We start from the raw sequence: 17,523 nt of genomic DNA on the forward strand, positions 1-17,523 counted from the left end.
AAAACGCCCCCGGACGCTGTACAAAACGGTCAATCCACCGCCGGGGACAGGTACAAAACGGTCAATTCGCGGCTTTGGCCGGTGATCGCGGGACGGGGTGCCCGGACCACTTTGGCGGCCTTGATCTTCCCGCCGGACCTCCCCGGTCCCGCTGGGCGCGCGGTTTCGCAGGCTCTCCTCAGCCATGACAGGTGGTTGGCCGATGCGCCGGAAACGCCCGAATGCGCGATCCGGCAGGGCCGCCGCAGGCAGAATCAGGATTTTATGTAAATTCTCCAGATATTTTGCTAGTCTGGTCGGAACAGATTTTGAGATCGGTTTCTTTTCAGGTGTTCTGACAAGGGTTTCAGCCCTTGCCAAAGGGGGGAGTAAAGTTTCATGGCTAAGTTCAAGGGAAACAATGGTGACGACGCGATCATCGGCACCGCGCTGGACGACGATATCGACGGCCAGCACGGCAACGACACCCTGAGCGGTCTCGGCGGCAACGACAATATCCGCGGCCAGCACGGCATGGACGATATTTCCGGCGGCGACGGCAACGATACCCTGGTCGGTCATCACGATGCCGATACGGTCCATGGCGGCGACGGCGATGACGTGGTGTTTGGCGATGTCGGCGGCAACGGCCCGGGATCGAGCTACTGGAACAGTGCCGACGGACCCGGGGACGGCGACAGTTCCGATGACCTGGTCGATGGCGGCGCCGGCAATGACTATGTCTTCGGCGGCGGCGGCAATGACGAGGCGATCTATGACCTGACCGAAAACGCCGGTGCGATGGACTATTACGCCGGCGGCAGCGGCATCGACACGCTGACGCTCACCATGACGCTCAGCGACTGGTTCCGTATCGAGGTGCAGAACGACATCGCCGCCTTCCTGAATTTTGTAGCAGTCAATATCGACCCGCTGACCGGCGAGGCCAACGGGCAAGGGTTCGACTTTGCGGCCTTCGGGCTGACCGCGCGCGAGTTCGAGGATATGCGGGTCTTTGTCGACGGGGTCGAGTTGAGCCCCGAGGACGACCCGGTCACCGCCAATGACGACAGCGCCTCGCTGACCGAAGACGATGGCGATACCGCGCTCGGCAATGTTCTGACGAATGACGTGGTGCCCGATCTGGTCTATCAGGTGGCGCTGGTCTCGGGGCCTGCCAAGGGTGTCCTGACCTTCAACGAAGGCCTGCCCGGAGCGCCCGATGGCAGCTTCAGCTATGATCCGAACGGCGAATTCGAATATCTCGCGCTGGGTGAAAGCGAGGATGTCACCTTTGTCTACGAGGTGACGGATGCCAATCGCGACACCGATCAGGCCACGGTGACGATCACCGTCAACGGGGTGAATGACCCCCCCGTCGCCAATGACGATGCGGTCACCACCGATGAGAACACCGCCGTCACCGTCGATGTGCTGGCCAATGACACCGATGTGGATACCAGCGACACCCATACGGTCGACGCGGTCGCGATCGCGTCGGGGCTCGGCTCTGTCTCGATCAGCGGCAACCAGGTCCATTGGGACCCGGGCACCGATTATGACTATCTCGCGGTCGGCGAAAGCGCGCAGGTGGTGATCGACTATGACATGTCGGACAATAACGGCGGCACCGACAGCGCTCAGCTGGTCATCACCGTCGACGGGGTGAACGACGATCCCGTCGCCAATGACGATGTGGCCACGACCGACGAGGATACGCCCGTCGATATCGACGTGCTGGCCAATGACACCGACGTGGATGCCAGCGACGACTTGATGCCCTCCGCCTTCTCGGCCCTGCATGGCACGGTCGATCTGAACAATGACGGCACGCTGCGCTATACGCCGGATGCCAACTACTTCGGGCCGGACACGCTCAGCTATACCGTTTCGGACGGGAATGGCGGCAGCGCCAGCGCCGAGGTCGCTATCACCGTGCATCCGGTCAACGACCCGCCGGTTTCGCTCGACCTGCCAGAGGTGGCGAACGAGGCGGACGGGCCGTTCTACATCATCCAGCTGGACGATCAGGTTCTGGATGTGGACGGCGACAACCTGACCTTCTCGTTCATCAATATCGACCGTGGCGCCACCCCGATCCCGTTCGAGGTGTTCGGCGCTAACAATGAATTCATCCGGATCAATGTCGAGGCGCTCGGGCTGGACACAGGTGACAGCCTGAGCACCCAGTTCCGCTATCGGGTCAGCGACGGCAACGGCGAAACAGATACCGGTTTCGTGCCGCTGACCATCAATGGGGCCGATGACACGCCGCCACCGGCAAACCGGGCGCCGGAGGCTGATGCCCATAGCATCGACGCCAACGAGGGTGGCGGCACCATCGTGATCCCGATTTCCAGCTTTGCCAGCGATCCCGATGGCGATGCATTGCTTGTGACCGCGCTGACTGGCACGGTCATGGGGGTACCCGGCAGCAACGTCGCCTTCAGCCAGAGCGAGGGCAATATCCTCATCGACCCCAGGCAATTCTTTGTCCAGGAAGGCGAACCGGTGCCCGAGGATTCAGGCGACCTGATCCTGTCGGGCGGTGAACTGGCCAACCTGGCGCTGAGTTTCACGGTCGAAGATCCCGCCGGGTTGAGCGCGTCCAACGTGATCACCCTGAACCTGACCGGGGACGAGCCGGATCTCACACCCCGAAATGTGGCCCCGACCGCGCTGAACATTCCGGGCGCGCCGGGCTACCCGAGCGTACCCGATTTCCCGAGTCCAACTCCGGGCACGGTGGTGGTGGATGACCCCGCCGTCACCACGTTCACCATCGATTTCGACGATCTGATCGGGGATCCCGACAATGGCCAGCCAGGCGATCTGGCCGCTGCGCTGGTGGTGACCCCGGGAAATCTGGTGATCGGCGGCAGTGACGGCACACCGATCACCGTGCCCTATAGCTTCGACGACACCACCAATGAAATGGTAATCACCCTTGCCAATTTCGGCCTTGCCGATGGCGAGAGCGTGCTGGCGACAATGACATACGAGGTGGCCGAAGGCCCGGATGTCACGCGGGGCCAGATCGCGATCAACTTCACCAACCCCGCGCCGGATACGCCGCCAGCCCCCGACAACCGGGTGCTGGATTTCGAATCTTTCGCCGCCGATCCCGGCTTTGTCATCCCGCTGGGAACCCTGAACGCGCCGGTTGGCGGCGACGCCCTCGTACCGAATTACCAGGGCCTGATCTTTCAGGGATCGGCCGCAGTGATCGAGACCAACGAGCTGGGTGGCGGCAGCGGCCGCGATACCGGCTCCTCGGGACTCGTCAACGGCCAGACCACGCCGGGGGAGGATAGCCACAATGTGCTGGTCGGTACCTTCAACACGCTGCGGGTGCCGGTGACCGATCCGGTGACCGGCGAACCGGTGCTCGACCGCAATGGCGATCCGCTCTTCGAGACCGTGCGGGACAATGATTTTGCCATGCTGGCGCCGGGCATGAGCTTTGGCATCGGTGATCCGGGGCTGTTCTACACTCAATTGCCTGCCGGCAGCACGCCCTCCCTGCCAACCGTCCTGCCCGAAAGTGTGGACAACACTTTCAATCTGGACGGGCTGTCGCTGAACGTGATCGGCAATGACGGGGTAACGGTCACTGCAACCACCTATCGCCTTGCGATTGTCGAGGGAGAGCCGGCTGATTTCGGCGGGGGCAACAATTATTACTATGCCCTTGTCGCAGCCGATACGTTCAACTTCACCGCCGACGCATCGACCCCGGCCGAAATCATCGATTTCAACACCGTTGCCGGGCCGATCACCGATGTGAGCGCCTTTGACGATATCTATGCGATCAGCTTCGCCACCGATGATGGCAGCGCCATGGTGTTCGACGATATCCTGTTCACTGTCTGAAACAGGCTTGGGCCGCTCCGATGGGAGCGGCCCGGGACCCGGACCCGCTCAGAGCAGCAGGTTGTAATACTCGGGTGAGCCGTCGATCTGCAGACGGATCGCCGCCTCACCCTCGCCATCGACCAGCGCCCAGATGATCTGCCCCGTGGGGCGATAGATCACAAAGGCCTCCTTGACCGCGTCGTCGCCGGCGCGCTCGCCCTCGGCATCCGCGGTATGGGCGAAGTTCACCTGGAAATCCGCGCGCGTGGCACTGCGGTTGCCAAAGAGCAGAACGTCCCCCTCGGCGGCGGTGAAATCCTGCACCCAGTCCGAGCCGTGACCCTCGACACCCACGTGAAAGAACTTGTCGGCCCCGGTGCCGCCGTTGATCCGGTCATGGCCATAGCCGCCATTGACGAAATCATTGCCGGCACCGCCATAGATCAGGTCGGAAAAGCTCGACCCGGTGATCACATCGTCGCCGTCCTGGCCCTGGATCTCGTCGACCCCGGCATCGCCCGCGATGGTGTCGTTGCCACCCATCCCGAACAGCAGGTCGTTCCCCGGGCCGCCGGTGATCCAGTCGTTCCCCTCTCCGGCATAGATGATGTCGCGCAGGTCGCCGCCGGAATTGCCCCCGATGAGGTAATCGTCCCCGTCGCCGCCATTGATCGTGTCCGACCCGTCGCCGCCGTCGATCGTGTCGTTCCCGGCTTCTCCGGCCAGGCGGTCGCTGCCACCATGGCCCTGCAGGACGTCGTTGCCCGCGCCACCGGTCAACCGGTTGTCGCCGTGATCTCCGGAGAGGCTCTCCCCCCCGGTCCCGCCGCCACCGGTACCCCCACCTGTTCCGCCGCCGCCTTCCCCGGCGCCGTCGCCATCCTCGACGGCGACATTGCCCGTGGGCAGGTGCTGGGCATTCAGGATCATCCCGGTCGTGAACATCTCGGGTGTCAGACGTATCCCGGAGGCACCGGTCAGTTCGACCCAAAGAGCGCCAAAGCGCAGGATCACACCGGTGCTGACCGACGCGAAGGTGACCTGCCCGATATCGTAGAGAAAGGGCAGGGTGGACAGGTCAAGCCGATCCCGGCCGGGATCGAAATCCAGCACCCGGCCAAGCCGCCCCTCGGCATCGGCGCGCCCGGGACGGAAGACGAATGTATCCGCGCCGCCACCGCCGCGCAGCCGGTCGGCGCCGCCGCCCGAGATCAGCACATCGTTGCGATCGCTGCCGGTCAGTTCGGCGCCACTGCCATTCCCTTGCAGGATCAGTCCCAGCGCGGAGAGATCGGCCCGGATCTGGCTGATCCCCGGCTCGGCCCCGGAACTGCTGAAAACCTGCAACTCGGTCCCGATCACCACCGCGTCCAGAGCGCTGACATTGGTCAGGGTCGCGGCCCGACTGTCGGCGAGGCTGTCGAGATGCAGCAACCGCCCGTCGGGCAGCAGCGCAAACAGGCTGATACCGTCATCGGCGCCCGCCGCCAGCACGAACTGCCAGTCGCCCCAGCGGGCACTGGCCAGCCGGGTGGCATCGTCGAACCGCGTCATCCGGGTGTCGCCCACATGGTCGGTGGCGGTCAGCGTACCGTCGGAGCCGACCCGGTACACGCTCAGCGAGGCGCTGCCCGCGGCGGCCAGAACCGCAAAATCCTGCCCGGCCAGCCGCAGGGTCTCAAGTGCTGTCGGGGTGGCAAAACCGGGGCCTTCGGGGCCGCCCGCGCGGTCGAGCAGGGTCAGCCGCCCATTGCCCGCAACCTGATAGCTGAACAGGCTGCCACCGCCCTCGCCGCCGGTCCCGGCGGCCAGCAGGATCCCCCCGGCGGTCAGCGCCAGGGCGGTAAACCCCGCCTCCGCCTCGTTCATCCGGTTGAGCGGCGCAAGCTGCCCCGTGGCATCCAGCGCATGGGTGGCGATCTCATCCCCGATCCCCGGCAGGGCCACGACCACCGTCCGGCCGCCGAACTCTCCGGCAACCGCGGCGCGCGCCGCCGCGATCGGGCTGCCGCCCGGCAGCATCGCCTGACCCGCACCGAGGCTTTCCGTCAGTTGATACGAGATCCACATGGGCAGGCCGGTGCCCAGCGGCACCACCCGGGCGCCGCCGCCGGTCTCCAGGGTCAGCAGGTCCACACCCGAGCCGCCGACCCGACCCGGGCCATAGGACTGCATCGTCTCGAACCGGGCCATTGCGCCGCCGGACAGACGGAACGCGCCCAACCCGCCACCGGTCTCGGTCGCCGCCAGAACATGTGTCACGCCACCGGCCTCGACGACCTCGAGATCGGCAATGGACACCTCGAAGGGCAGCCCGGACAGATCGAGCAGCCCCTGGAATTGCAAAGACAGCACCCCCGTGCCCTCCGCCCGTTTCACCCACCACGGGGGCAGGGTGGACGGGCCCAGGGACGCCGGGCGGATCGGCAATGTGGCGAAACCGGGGAGGTTGTCGCCGAATTGATCCGTATTTTCAGTGTATTGATGACGATATTGCCTGCCGGGCGGCATGGCCCGGCAAGCATCTGTCTCAGATCAGCAGGTCGAAGACATCCGCCCCGATCTGGAGATTGATCGCGGACTGGCCGCCACCATCGACCAGCGCCCACATGATCTGTCCGGTGGGCCGGTAGATCACGAAGGCCTCCATCACGTCGTCATCCCCGGCACGCTCGCCCTCGGCGTTTTCGGTATGGGCGAAGTTGACCTGGAAATCATCCCGGGTGGCCGAGGCGATGCCGAAGAGCAGTACATCGGCCTCGCCGGCGCTGTAATCCTGCACCCAGTCCGATCCGTGACCCTCGACTCCGACATGAAAGAACTTGTCGGCGCCGGTACCGCCGTTGATCCGGTCGTGCCCGAAGCCGCCGTTGACGAAATCGTTGCCATCGCCGCCATAGACAAGGTCGGAAAACGCCGAGCCGGTGATCACGTCATCGCCGGTCTGGCCCTGCAACTCGTCGACACCAAACCCGCCGGCAATGGTGTCATTGCCCGCCATGCCAAAGATCTGGTCGTTGCCCGCGCCGCCGTCGATCCAGTCATCGCCGCTGCCGCCATAGATCACGTCGCGCAGATCGTCCGGAGAGCCGCCGCCGGACAGCGAATCGTCGCCCTCGCCGCCATTGATCGTGTCCGATCCCTCGCCGCCGTCGATACTGTCGGCGCCGTCGCCGCCGCGCAGGGTGTCGTTGCCGCCGCCGCCGTCGATACTGTCGTCCCCGCCGCCGCCATCGACCACGTCGTCGCCGCCACCCGAGGTCAGCGTCTCATTACCCTCACCGCCACTCAGCGTGTCCGAGCCACCGCCACCGACGGTGGTGCCCGGTTCGGGGAACAAGTCATTGACCAGAACCGCCTGGTCGTTGAAGCCCAGCTCCTCGATGCCGACCAGCGTGTCGGTGCCCAGCGAACTGACCACCTGGATCGCGCCCGAGGCCAGCTGGGTGATGGTCGCATCATCCCGGTTGATGCCCCAGAACTGGGCGCTGTCAAAACCGCTGCCGCCATCGATCGAGTCATTGCCGCCGTCGCCGACCAGGGTGTCGTCACCGCCACGACCCAGCAGGGTGTCATTGCCACCCCGGCCCCGAATCTGGTTGTTGCCGCCATTGCCCGCCAGCATGTCGCTGGCTTCGAGCGAGCCGTTCACATCCTCGATCCGGGTCAGCGAATGGCTGAAGGTGGTGCCGCGCCAGATGCCGGTGGCGGTGCCCGCGGCCAGGTCGACATCGACCGCCTCAACCCGGTTGCGGTCATAGCGCACCAGGTCGCGGCCAGCGCCGCCGTCCAGCGTGTCATCGCCGGCCATCAGGATGAAGCGCTCGTCGCGGGCCGAGCCGGTGATCTGGTCAGTGTGCATCGAGCCGCGGATTTCCCCCGCAAAGCCGGTGACCGTGTCGTTGCCGCCATGGCCGTCCTGGATGATGCCGGTGGCCAGATCGGCCACGATCCCGCCGGGCGAGGCGCGGTAATCCAGCCGCACGGTGCCGTCGCTGGCACCAATGTTGATCCGGTCGTCACCGCCCAGGCCACGCACCTGGAGAAAGCCGCGATCGGCACTGGTCACGTTCAGCGTATCGGCAAAGGAGGTGCCATGCACGCCCAGCCCCCCGCCCAGGATCGCCTCGGCCGGGTTCAGCAGGGTGGTGGTGCCGCCCGCGCCCTTGTCGATGCGGCCCACATTGGTGGTGCCGTTGATATCGGCGGTGATGCCCGCGCTCAGCCCGTCGCCATGGGCGATATCGACATAAGAATCGCTGCTGCGGGTGTCCGACAGGTCCACCACATCCCTGCCTGTGCCGGGATCGACATAGGCCCCGGTATAGCCGCTTTCGCCATCGACCAGCACCAGGTCGTCACCGCCTTGGGTGCGCACCTCGTCATACCCGCCGCCGCCGACGGTGACGTAATCGTTGCCCCCGCCGGTGGTCACCTCATTATCGGCCGGATCCATGCTGGTGACGGTTTCGCCGCTATGGATCATGCTGACCGGCGCAAGCGGGATCGAGGCGCCGGGCGCAAACGGGCCGCTGGTGACCGGACCGGCGCCGGTGATGGTGCTCTCAAAGCTGTTCCAGGCCGCGACCGGGTCCGCGGTGTCGGGAAAGTCCGGCAGCAGGGCACCGCCCAGGCGGAAATACCAGTCCTCGGCCGGTTGGCCCGGCGGGCCATAGTGGAAGCTGATGAAATATGTGGTCTGTCCGGCGAAATGAACCTGACCGGCATAGCTGTCGGTCTCGTCCAGCTCGGGCCCCAGCAGATCGACGCCCAGCATGCCGGACACATCGCCGATGATCAGGGGGAGCGGCTCGTCGGCGGGGTCTGGCACCGGGTTCGCGGGGTTCTCGAACCGGTAGATCAGGTTCGGCAGGGTCCCGTCGGGCATGGTCACGGTCAGGGACGTGTCGGTGACACTGGTCACATTATCCGCCAGGTCATAGGTGACCTTGTAGCCCAGCAATGTATAGCGCGTCATATACTTCTCCCCAGAAGCAAGTGTTTTTCTTGATCTATTTTGGAAAGGTCACGGGGGAAACTTGCAAAATCAAGTACTGGCGGGGCCGGGCCGGGCAGGTCGCTCGGACCTGTTGCATGACGTCCACGCCTCCTCCGCGACCAAACGCCGTGTCAATGATCTGAACGCTTGACGCACGAGAATCCGCATGTTTCCCTTGACCCGTAGTAAAAGACTTCCCGGCTGTCTTATGGCGGGAAAAATTTTGATTGATCTATTCCGCGCCGGAACGGGCGGGACCAAGTGGATGCGGCTGCGGGCATATTTTGGCCAGAAGGCAAGGCGCGGCGCATCCGGACAAGCGGGTGCATGGTTCAGGCAGGCCCCGCAGGATTGCACGGGAACTGGGGAGTATCTTGTCCAGGGATAAGGTCCAATCGACACGGTCAGCGGGCATGTCTGTCCGGCTCCGGGACGGGCTGCGGTTCCGGGCGGCGGGTTCCCGGCCTGTCCGGTCGCGCCGCATCCTGCCGGTCTGCGTGTTCCTTGTCACATCGGCCACCGCGCTGTCCGCCGGGGCGCTGGGGCCGGGGTTCAGTCTTTTCAGGGCCTCCGTTTCGGGAGAATGCGGCATGATGCAGGGAGCCAGTGCAATGGTATCGAAAGCCGCTTACGAGATCTGCACGCTGGATGCCGGTCCGGCGGCGTTTTCGCATCCGGATCTGCGGCAGCTTCACGCCTCGCTGGCACCCGGCGAAAGCCGCGATGTCACCGACCGGTTCCTGCGCACGGACGAACGCTGGCCCTATACCGATGTGCGGGGGCCCGGAGCCAATACCGATCCGGATCTGCCCGATCCGTTTCGCGCGACCTATCTGATGAAGGCGGACGATCCGGCCTTTGACGGGCCGCTTCTGTTCGTCGCGCCCGCCCAGATCGAGCATAGCCTGGGGACAGCCGGGGCGGGCGAGACACGGCCCGATATCTGGACCATCACCGCCGGCCCCTATGCGCCGACGGTCTATGGCCGGGTCCGGACCAGGGAGGGCAAGCTTGCGGATTTTGTCGCACATCCAACCCGACCCGGCACAGAGATTTTCGGCACCGCCGAACGTCTCGAATTGAGCCGAATGATCCGCCGCCAGCTTGGCGGCACGTAAGACATTAAGACGATTGTGTTTCTGAAAGGGGGAAACAGATATGGCCGGTACAACCAGTGTAACGCCAAGAACCACCAACACGACCCTGCGCGGGCTGGAAGGCGAGACCAAGTGGAGCACCAACTCGCTGACCTATGCCTTTGCCACCTCGGCGGACAGCGCTTCGGCCGAGGCCGAATTTGCGGCGGAAACCGGTGAGACGCTCAACTATCTCGATGCCAGCGACGCCAGCGAAAATGCGCAGCGGATCGCGGTGGCGGATGCGTTCACCGCCTTTTCGCGGGTGGCGAACCTGACATTCTCGGTGGCCACGAATTTTGCCGATGCCGATTTCAAGATCGTGGGTGTCGACAATTTCGGGGCGGGCGGGCTATCGACCTTCCCGGGCACCAATGCCAAGGGCACATCGACCACCGATTTCGAAAGCTGGAACTTCTTCAACACCACCAGCTTCTGGACCACACATACCACCGAAACCGGCGCCGGCAGCTATATGGGCCGGGTGACGATGCACGAATTGCTGCACGGGCTGGGCATCGCGCATCCGCATGATGACGGGCACGGGTCGACGGCGATCTCGATCAACCAGAGCCCGCGCTCGACCACCGACAACCCGCTCGACAACGAGCGCTATACCATCATGTCCTACGAGCGGGGTGGCACCAATTCGAACTTCGCCCTGACCTATGGCCATGCCCTGACGCCAAGCGCCCTGGACATCGCGGTGCTGCAAGGACTCTATGGCGCCAATACCTCGACCCATACCACCGATACCGCCTATAACCTGACCGACCGGGCCACCACCGCCTATGATGGCGACGGATCGGATGGCAGCGTGTCGATCGGGCGCGGCTTTTATTCGATCTGGGATGCCGGAGGGGATAGCGACTCGATCCGCTATGGCGGCGACCAGCGCACGGTGATCAACCTGAACGCAGCCACGCTGGATCCGGCCGGAAATGCCGATATCAACGAGCTGATCCAGGGGATCAAGAAATCCCAGATCTATTCCGATCTGCCGACCGATTTCAAACTGGAATACCAGGGCGACGCCACCCATGCAGCTTCGGCCTATTATGCCGGCGGCTTCTTCTCGCGGGTGTTCACCAATTCCACCACCGGCGATCTGGGCGGCTATTCCATCGCCAATGGCGTGGTGATCGAGAATGCCGAGGGCGGCGCCAAGGGCGACCTGCTGGTCGGCAACACCGCCAACAACACGCTGGATGGCAAGGGCGGCAACGATGCGCTGTTCGGCTTCGACGGCAATGACACGCTCAAGGGCGGCGCCGGCGATGACGAGATGACCGGCGGCGATGGTGACGACCGGCTCGAAGGCGGCGAGGGCACCGATGTGGCGATCTTCTCCGAGGCCTGCCGCAACTACGAGATCACCCGCGACGACGCGACCGGCGTGGTCACCATCCGCCATACGGATGGTTCGATGGTGGATGGCACCGACATCCTGGTCGGGGTCGAGACCGCACGGTTCACCGATGGCGAGATCGACCTGACCGCCGAGGAGATCTCGGATTGTCCGCCGCTCGACTTCATCTTCCTGGTCGACCTGTCGGGCTCGTTCTCGGACGACCTGCCGAACTTCGTGAACTCGGCCAAGCAGATCGCGGCCGACCTGCGCGCCGAAAACCCCGATGTGCAGTTTGCGATCGCCTCCTTCGTCGACCGTCCGGTCAGCCCTTACGGCGGTTCCGGCGACTACCTCTACCGGGCCGAACTGGCGCTGACCGATGATGTGTCCGCCTTTGAAGCGCGGCTGGACGGGCTGTCGACCTTCTTTGGCGGCGACACTCCCGAGGCACAGTGGGTGGGCCTATGGCGCGCCGCCAACGGCGTTGGCCTCAGCCTGCGCGATGGCTCGTCGCGGGTGATCTACATGGCCACCGACGCACCGGCGCATTCCGCTGCGGATTATGGGCTGGACGAAAGCACCATCCGCGCGTTCCTGGAAACCGAGGGGATCGATGTCGAAGGCTCCAGCCCGGCGGTCGCCCCAGAGACGGCCTCCGGCACGACAGCCGGGTCCGGCAGCGGCGAGGGGGACGAGCTTCCGGGCGAGGCCCCCGATGGGTATGACGGCGAAGGCGCTCCGCCCGAACTGGGCTCTTTCGAGGATCTGCTGATCTCGGCGGTGGGCGATGCGTTCCGGGATCTTTCGGCAATCCCGATCATCGGCACCACCGGAGGCACCGAAAGCACCTATCGCGAGGCGCTGTCCGGGCTGGGCAGCGAGGGTGTGGTCGTCACCACCACGCGCGACAGCCGCGACGTGGCTGATGCGGTACGCGCGGGCCTCGCCACCATCGGCGGGTCGGTCACCGAACTGGGCACCGATACGGGCGAGGAACTGACCGGGACCGAAGGGGCCGACGTGATCCTGGGCCTGGGCGGCAATGACACCATTCTGGGGCTGGGCGGCAACGACAATCTCGACGGGTCTGCCGGCAATGACTCGATCCTGGGCGGGGATGGCGATGACATCCTCAGCGGTGGCTCGGGCGACGATATCCTGGACGGCGGCGCCGGCGACGACACGCTTAACCCAGGATCGGGCACCGACCTGCTGCTGCCGGGCGAGGGCCGCGACCTGATCAGCGGGCCGGGCAGTTCGCTGACCGGCGACCGGGTGGGGCCGGGCTTTGGTCCCGAGGATGCGATCATCCTGCGCACCGAGACCCTGTTTGGCACGCCGTTCCGCGACTTCACCCCCGGCGGTACACCGGACGATCCGGGAACCACCGGCCTGCTGCTGGACCTCGACGACGACGGCTCGCAGGAATTCGGCCTGTTCTTCGACGGCGACCTGACCGGCGCCGGGCTCGAAGCGCGGCAGATGGGCACTGATATCGGCATCGGTATCTTCGACTTCACCGGCGGACCCGGCGATGACGTTCTGACCGGCAACCTGCTGGACAACGTGATCACCGGCGATGCCGGGAACGACCGGCTGCTGGGCCTGGGTGGCAACGACACGTTGCGTGGCGGCGATGGCGCCGACACGCTGAACGGCGGCGACGGCGACGACCTGATCGAGGGCGGCGCCACCGAGGCCGACCTGCGGGATCAGATCTTTGCCGGGGCCGGCAATGACAGTGTCGACGGCGGCCATGGCAACGACCAGATCTTCGGCCAGGATGGCAATGACACCATTGCCGGCGGCTTCGGCGTTGACGAGCTGGAAGGCCAGAATGGCGATGACGTGATCACCGGTTCGGCGTTTTCCGATCTGGTGTTCGGCGGTGCCGGGGATGACTTTGTCAACGGCGGCTTTGGCCATGACCGGATCAATGGCGGACTTGGCGCCGACAAGTTCTTCCATGTCGGTGTCGAGGGGCACGGCTCGGACTGGGTGCAGGATTACAATTCGGCCGAAGGCGACGTGCTGCTGTTCGGCAACGCGTCCGCCACCCGCGACGATTTCCAGGTCAACTTTGCCCATACCGCGAATGCCGAAGGCGAGCGGTCCGGCGATGACGACGTGATGGAGGCCTTTGTCATCTACCGGCCCACCGAACAGATCATGTGGGCGCTGGTCGATGGTCAGGGGCAGAGCTCGATCAACCTCAAGATCGGCGGCGACGTGTTCGACCTCTTGGCCTGATCCTTCCGGGGCGCGCCGGCGCAAACCCGCGCGCCCCGGATATACGCGCGGGGTTTCATCCCGTTCTGTGCCACCCGCTTTGTCGGGTGGTACATTGATTTGAGAAGATCATTGGCGGCAATCACAACGGTGGGGGCGAAATTTCATGGCAACCGGTTTTGCAGGAACGGTTTTTCTCGGCCCCGAGGGGCTGTCGCAATTCGGGCGCAAGGTCCGCTCGGTCGGAGACCTGAACAATGACGGCATCGCCGATCTGGCGATCGCGGCCCCGGCGGCGGGCAATGGCTATGCCGGGCCGGGGGACAGTGTCGATCAGGCCGGGATCGTCTATGTGATCTACGGGCAGTCAGGCGATCTGGCCGCCAGTTATGATTTCGCCTTCGATGGCGGCCTGAGCCCGGATGGCACGTTCTTTTCGGTGATCGAAGGGGATCTGGCCAATGGCCGGCTGGGCGAGGCGCTGAATGCGGCCGGCGATATCGACGGCGACGGGATCGGCGATCTGGTGGTGGGCTCGGACCGCTATGGCGATGGCGGCGCGGCGTTTGTGATCTTTGGCCAGGAAGGCGGGCTGGCGCCCCGCACGGTGACGGGCAGCCTCGATGCCGCGGTGGGAATAAGCCTGCCGGGTCCCACGGGCGCCCAGTTCGCGCTCGAGGCCGAGGGGATCGGCGATTTCAACGGCGACGGGCATGACGATCTCTACATCTCCAGCCAGAACGACAATCAGGTGATCATCCGCTTTGGCACCGGCAGCGGGCTGGGTGAGACGCTGATCTTTACCGGGACGGATGCGCGCGGCGCCCCGGTGGGCGATCTGAACGGCGACGGCTTGGGCGATATCGCGATCAAGGCGCAGGGCACCGGCGGCATGTCGGTGCTTTTTGGCAGCACCGGCTGGACCCCGGGAAGCATCGCGCTGGACGGGCTGAGCCTGACCGGCACGGACGGCTTTGTCTTCGACAGCGGCTCTCCCTGGGTGACCGAGGGGCTGGGGGACGTGAATGGCGACGGGCTGGGCGACATGCTGGTGCTGAACACCTCTGGTGAGGCGGCGCTGATCTTTGGCTCGGACAGCGGGTTTCCGACCAGTTTCGGTCCCGCCGACCTGGATGGCAGCAATGGCATGCGGCTCATCGGGGCGGGTGTCTCGTTCCAGATCGGCGGGGTGGGGGATATCAATGGCGACGGGATCCGCGATTTTGTCCTGGGCAGCCAGAACGGCGGCACCGGTACCGCCTATATCGTGTTCGGGCAGAACACAGGCCACCCGGCCGAGCTGGACCTGAGCACGCTGAATGGAACCAACGGTTACCGGCTGCATGGGGTGAACTCCAATGACAACCTTGCCGGCGGGCAATTGGGAGATTTCAACAATGACGGGTTCGCCGACCTGATCGCAGGGGCGGCCCGGTTCGACAACCCGGGCGCGGCGGGTCGGACCCCGACCTTTGACGTGGGCGGCGCCTTCATCATCTACGGCGGCCCTGAAAGGCTGCGCGCCTTCGACGCGGCGGATGGCGTGACGGACGGGCTTTTGTCTCTGTCGGAAATCGGCACCGTGATCGAGTTCGTTGAGCCTGATCCGGTGCCTATCGGCGGCGGCGGCACGGGCGGGGCCATCATCGGCACGCCCGACAGCGACGAGCTCAATGGCACCGAAGGCGATGACCGGATCGAAGCCCGGGACGGCGATGACGTGATCTTTGCCAATGGTGGCAACGACCTGCTGCTGGGCGAGGCGGGGGTCGATACACTGCTGGGCGGCGAGGGCGACGACACGCTCGATGGCGGCGCCGGGAACGATGACATCTGGGGCGGGCGCGGCACCGATACCGCCCGGTTCAATGTGGCCAGCACCGAGGTTTCCGGCGGATTGAGCGGCGCGGTCTTCACGCTGATCTCCTCCGAAGGCACCGACAGTGTGCGCGAGGTTGAGTTCTTTGAATTCACCGACCGCACACTGAGCCTCGTGGAGCTGCTGGATCTGGTGTCGGGCGGGGGCACCGGCCCGATCGAAGGCACGCCGGAGGCCGATGTCCTGACCGGCACGGCGGGTGACGACACCATCACCGGCCTCGACGGCAACGACCGGCTGTTGGGCGAGGCGGGCAATGACAGTCTCGATGGCGGCCTTGGCGCCGATACGCTCAACGGCGGCGATGGGAATGACACCATCCTCGGCGGCCCGTCCGAGGGCGATCTGCGTGACGTGATCTTTGCGGGCGAGGGCAACGACTCGGTCGATGCTGGTGCTGGCAATGACCAGATCTTCGGTCAGGGCGGCAATGACACCATCGCGGGCGGCTTTGGCGTCGACGAGATCCAGGGGCAGGACGGTGACGACGTCATCACCGGTTCTGCGTTCAGTGACCTCGTGTTCGGCGGCGCCGGGAATGACTTCGTCAATGGCGGTTTCGGGCATGACCGGATCAACGGCGGCACTGGCGCCGACAGGTTCTTCCATGTCGGCGTCGAAGGCCACGGCTCGGACTGGGTGCAGGATTACAATTCGGCCGAAGGGGACGTGCTGCTCTTTGGAAACGCGCTTGCCCGCGCCTCCGACTTCCAGGTGAACTTCGCGCACACGCAAAACGCCGAGGGCGAACGCGCGGGCGACGATGCGGTGCAGGAGGCTTTCGTGATCTATCGCCCCACCGGACAGATCATGTGGGCCTTGGTCGATGGCGCGGGGCAGGACAGCATCACCCTTCAGATCGGGTCGGATGCGGTTGGCATCACGGTCGATCTTCTGGCGTGATCCGGGAACGGCACGAGACAGTCGCGCCGCAAGGCGATCCGCAGGCCGGGATCTGTACGCCAAAACTCGCCGCGGGCTTGATCATTGAACTGGCCCGCGGCTTCGCCTATGCACGGGGCAAGGGACCGTGCGCAGGATTTTCTCAAGGATTTTAAACGGAAAAACACCGCTCCGGGCTGTTGCAAACACCTGGTCGGGAGGGCCGGGTCCCTCTCGAACGCCGAAGAAGAGGACGACCAGTTGGGATTGAAAAACTTGTTCAGGCGGGGGTCCGGCCGACCCAGGATCGCGGTTGCCGCCATTTTCAAGAACGAAGGCCCCTATGTCCTGGAATGGGTGGCGCATTACCGGCTGCTGGGCTTTGACCGGATCGTCATTGCAGACAACAATTCCACCGACGAGACGACCGATATCCTGAAGAAGCTGGATGCCGCCGGGATCGTCACGCATCTTCCCTTTCCCGGAGAACCAGGAAAGCCACCCCAGATCTGGTCCTATCTCAGGATGTTCCTTGATCACGGCAAGAGCGTCGACTGGATGGTCTTTGTGGATGCCGACGAGTTCATCGAACCGGTTCCCGGCACCCCGGCGCTGAGCGACTGGCTGACCACCCTGCCCGCCGATGTCGGCGCGGTCGCCCTGAACTGGAAAGTGCACGGATCGGCAGGGCGCAGGGAACCGGGCGAGGGGCTGGTGCAGGAACGGTTTCCGACGCGGGCGCGGGACGAACGGGGCATCAACGCGATCTTCAAATCCATATGCCGGTGCACTGCGTTCAAGGACCCGGTCAATCCGCATCTGTTCAACCTCAAGCCCGGTTTTCGTTATGTCGACAGCGCCGGAAACGACCTGGTCCAGACAGAAAAACCCGGAGTGGCGGTCAAGCCGGTGTTCGGGTCGTTCTTCGTGCGCCATTACATCATCAAATCCGAAGAAGAATTCCGGACACGCAAAGCCCCGCGCGGCTTTGCGGACAAGCTTGACGCCGCGCGGGACATGGAATTCTTCAAGGCGGTGGATCACAACGAACTGTCCGACCCGGTCGACCCGCGCTGGGTGACCCGGGTAAAAGAGGAGATCGGTCAGCTTCAGAGCCGCATTTCCAGGTTCTGATCATGGATTGCCGCCGCCGGGCAAAACAGACACCTTGTGTGTCTGTTTTCAATCAGCTTCATTTTTTGCCGGTTTGTTG

At 64.6% G+C, this 17,523-nt stretch carries 8 protein-coding genes; 5 read left to right on the top strand and 3 right to left on the bottom strand.

Annotated elements, in window-relative coordinates:
- Positions 1–360, bottom strand: a 360-nt coding sequence (locus OE747_RS21190; RefSeq protein ID WP_263830462.1) for a hypothetical protein, incomplete at its 3' end; no start/stop codon positions are given.
- An 18-nt stretch (positions 361–378) separates the two neighbouring features.
- Here OE747_RS21190 and OE747_RS21195 point away from each other — a divergent pair.
- Positions 379–3,852 (top strand): Ig-like domain-containing protein, encoded by a 3,474-nt coding sequence (locus OE747_RS21195; RefSeq protein ID WP_263830463.1) that lies wholly within the window; start codon positions 379–381, stop codon positions 3,850–3,852.
- 48 nt (positions 3,853–3,900) lie between these two features.
- On the opposite strand, the gene OE747_RS21200 is transcribed toward OE747_RS21195, so the two are convergent.
- Complete coding sequence (locus OE747_RS21200) at positions 3,901–6,189, bottom strand: calcium-binding protein (RefSeq protein ID WP_263830464.1); 2,289 nt, start codon at positions 6,187–6,189, stop codon at positions 3,901–3,903.
- Between the two features lie 175 nt (positions 6,190–6,364).
- The gene (locus OE747_RS21205; protein WP_263830465.1) at positions 6,365–8,812 is read right to left on the bottom strand and encodes a calcium-binding protein; all 2,448 of its coding nucleotides are present in this window, start codon (positions 8,810–8,812) and stop codon (positions 6,365–6,367) included.
- Between the two features lie 434 nt (positions 8,813–9,246).
- Here OE747_RS21205 and OE747_RS21210 point away from each other — a divergent pair, with 434 nt between their 5' ends.
- The 4 genes from OE747_RS21210 (at position 9,247) to OE747_RS21225 (ending at position 17,444) form a co-directional block, all read left to right on the top strand.
- Positions 9,247–9,951 (top strand): hypothetical protein, encoded by a 705-nt coding sequence (locus OE747_RS21210; RefSeq protein WP_263830466.1) that lies wholly within the window; start codon positions 9,247–9,249, stop codon positions 9,949–9,951.
- Positions 9,952–9,991: 40 nt separating this feature from the next.
- Complete coding sequence (locus OE747_RS21215; protein WP_263830467.1) at positions 9,992–13,570, top strand: M10 family metallopeptidase C-terminal domain-containing protein; 3,579 nt, start codon at positions 9,992–9,994, stop codon at positions 13,568–13,570.
- A gap of 145 nt (positions 13,571–13,715) precedes the next feature.
- Positions 13,716–16,331, top strand: a complete 2,616-nt coding sequence (locus tag OE747_RS21220) for an FG-GAP-like repeat-containing protein (protein WP_263830468.1) — start codon at positions 13,716–13,718, stop codon at positions 16,329–16,331.
- A 255-nt stretch (positions 16,332–16,586) separates the two neighbouring features.
- Entirely contained in the window at positions 16,587–17,444 is an 858-nt protein-coding gene (locus OE747_RS21225; RefSeq protein WP_263830469.1) for a glycosyltransferase family 2 protein, read from the top strand.
- The last annotated feature ends 79 nt before the right edge of the window (positions 17,445–17,523 follow it).

Source organism: Ruegeria aquimaris, assembly GCF_025751555.1.
In the GTDB taxonomy this organism is placed as follows: Bacteria; Pseudomonadota; Alphaproteobacteria; order Rhodobacterales; family Rhodobacteraceae; genus Ruegeria_B; species Ruegeria_B aquimaris.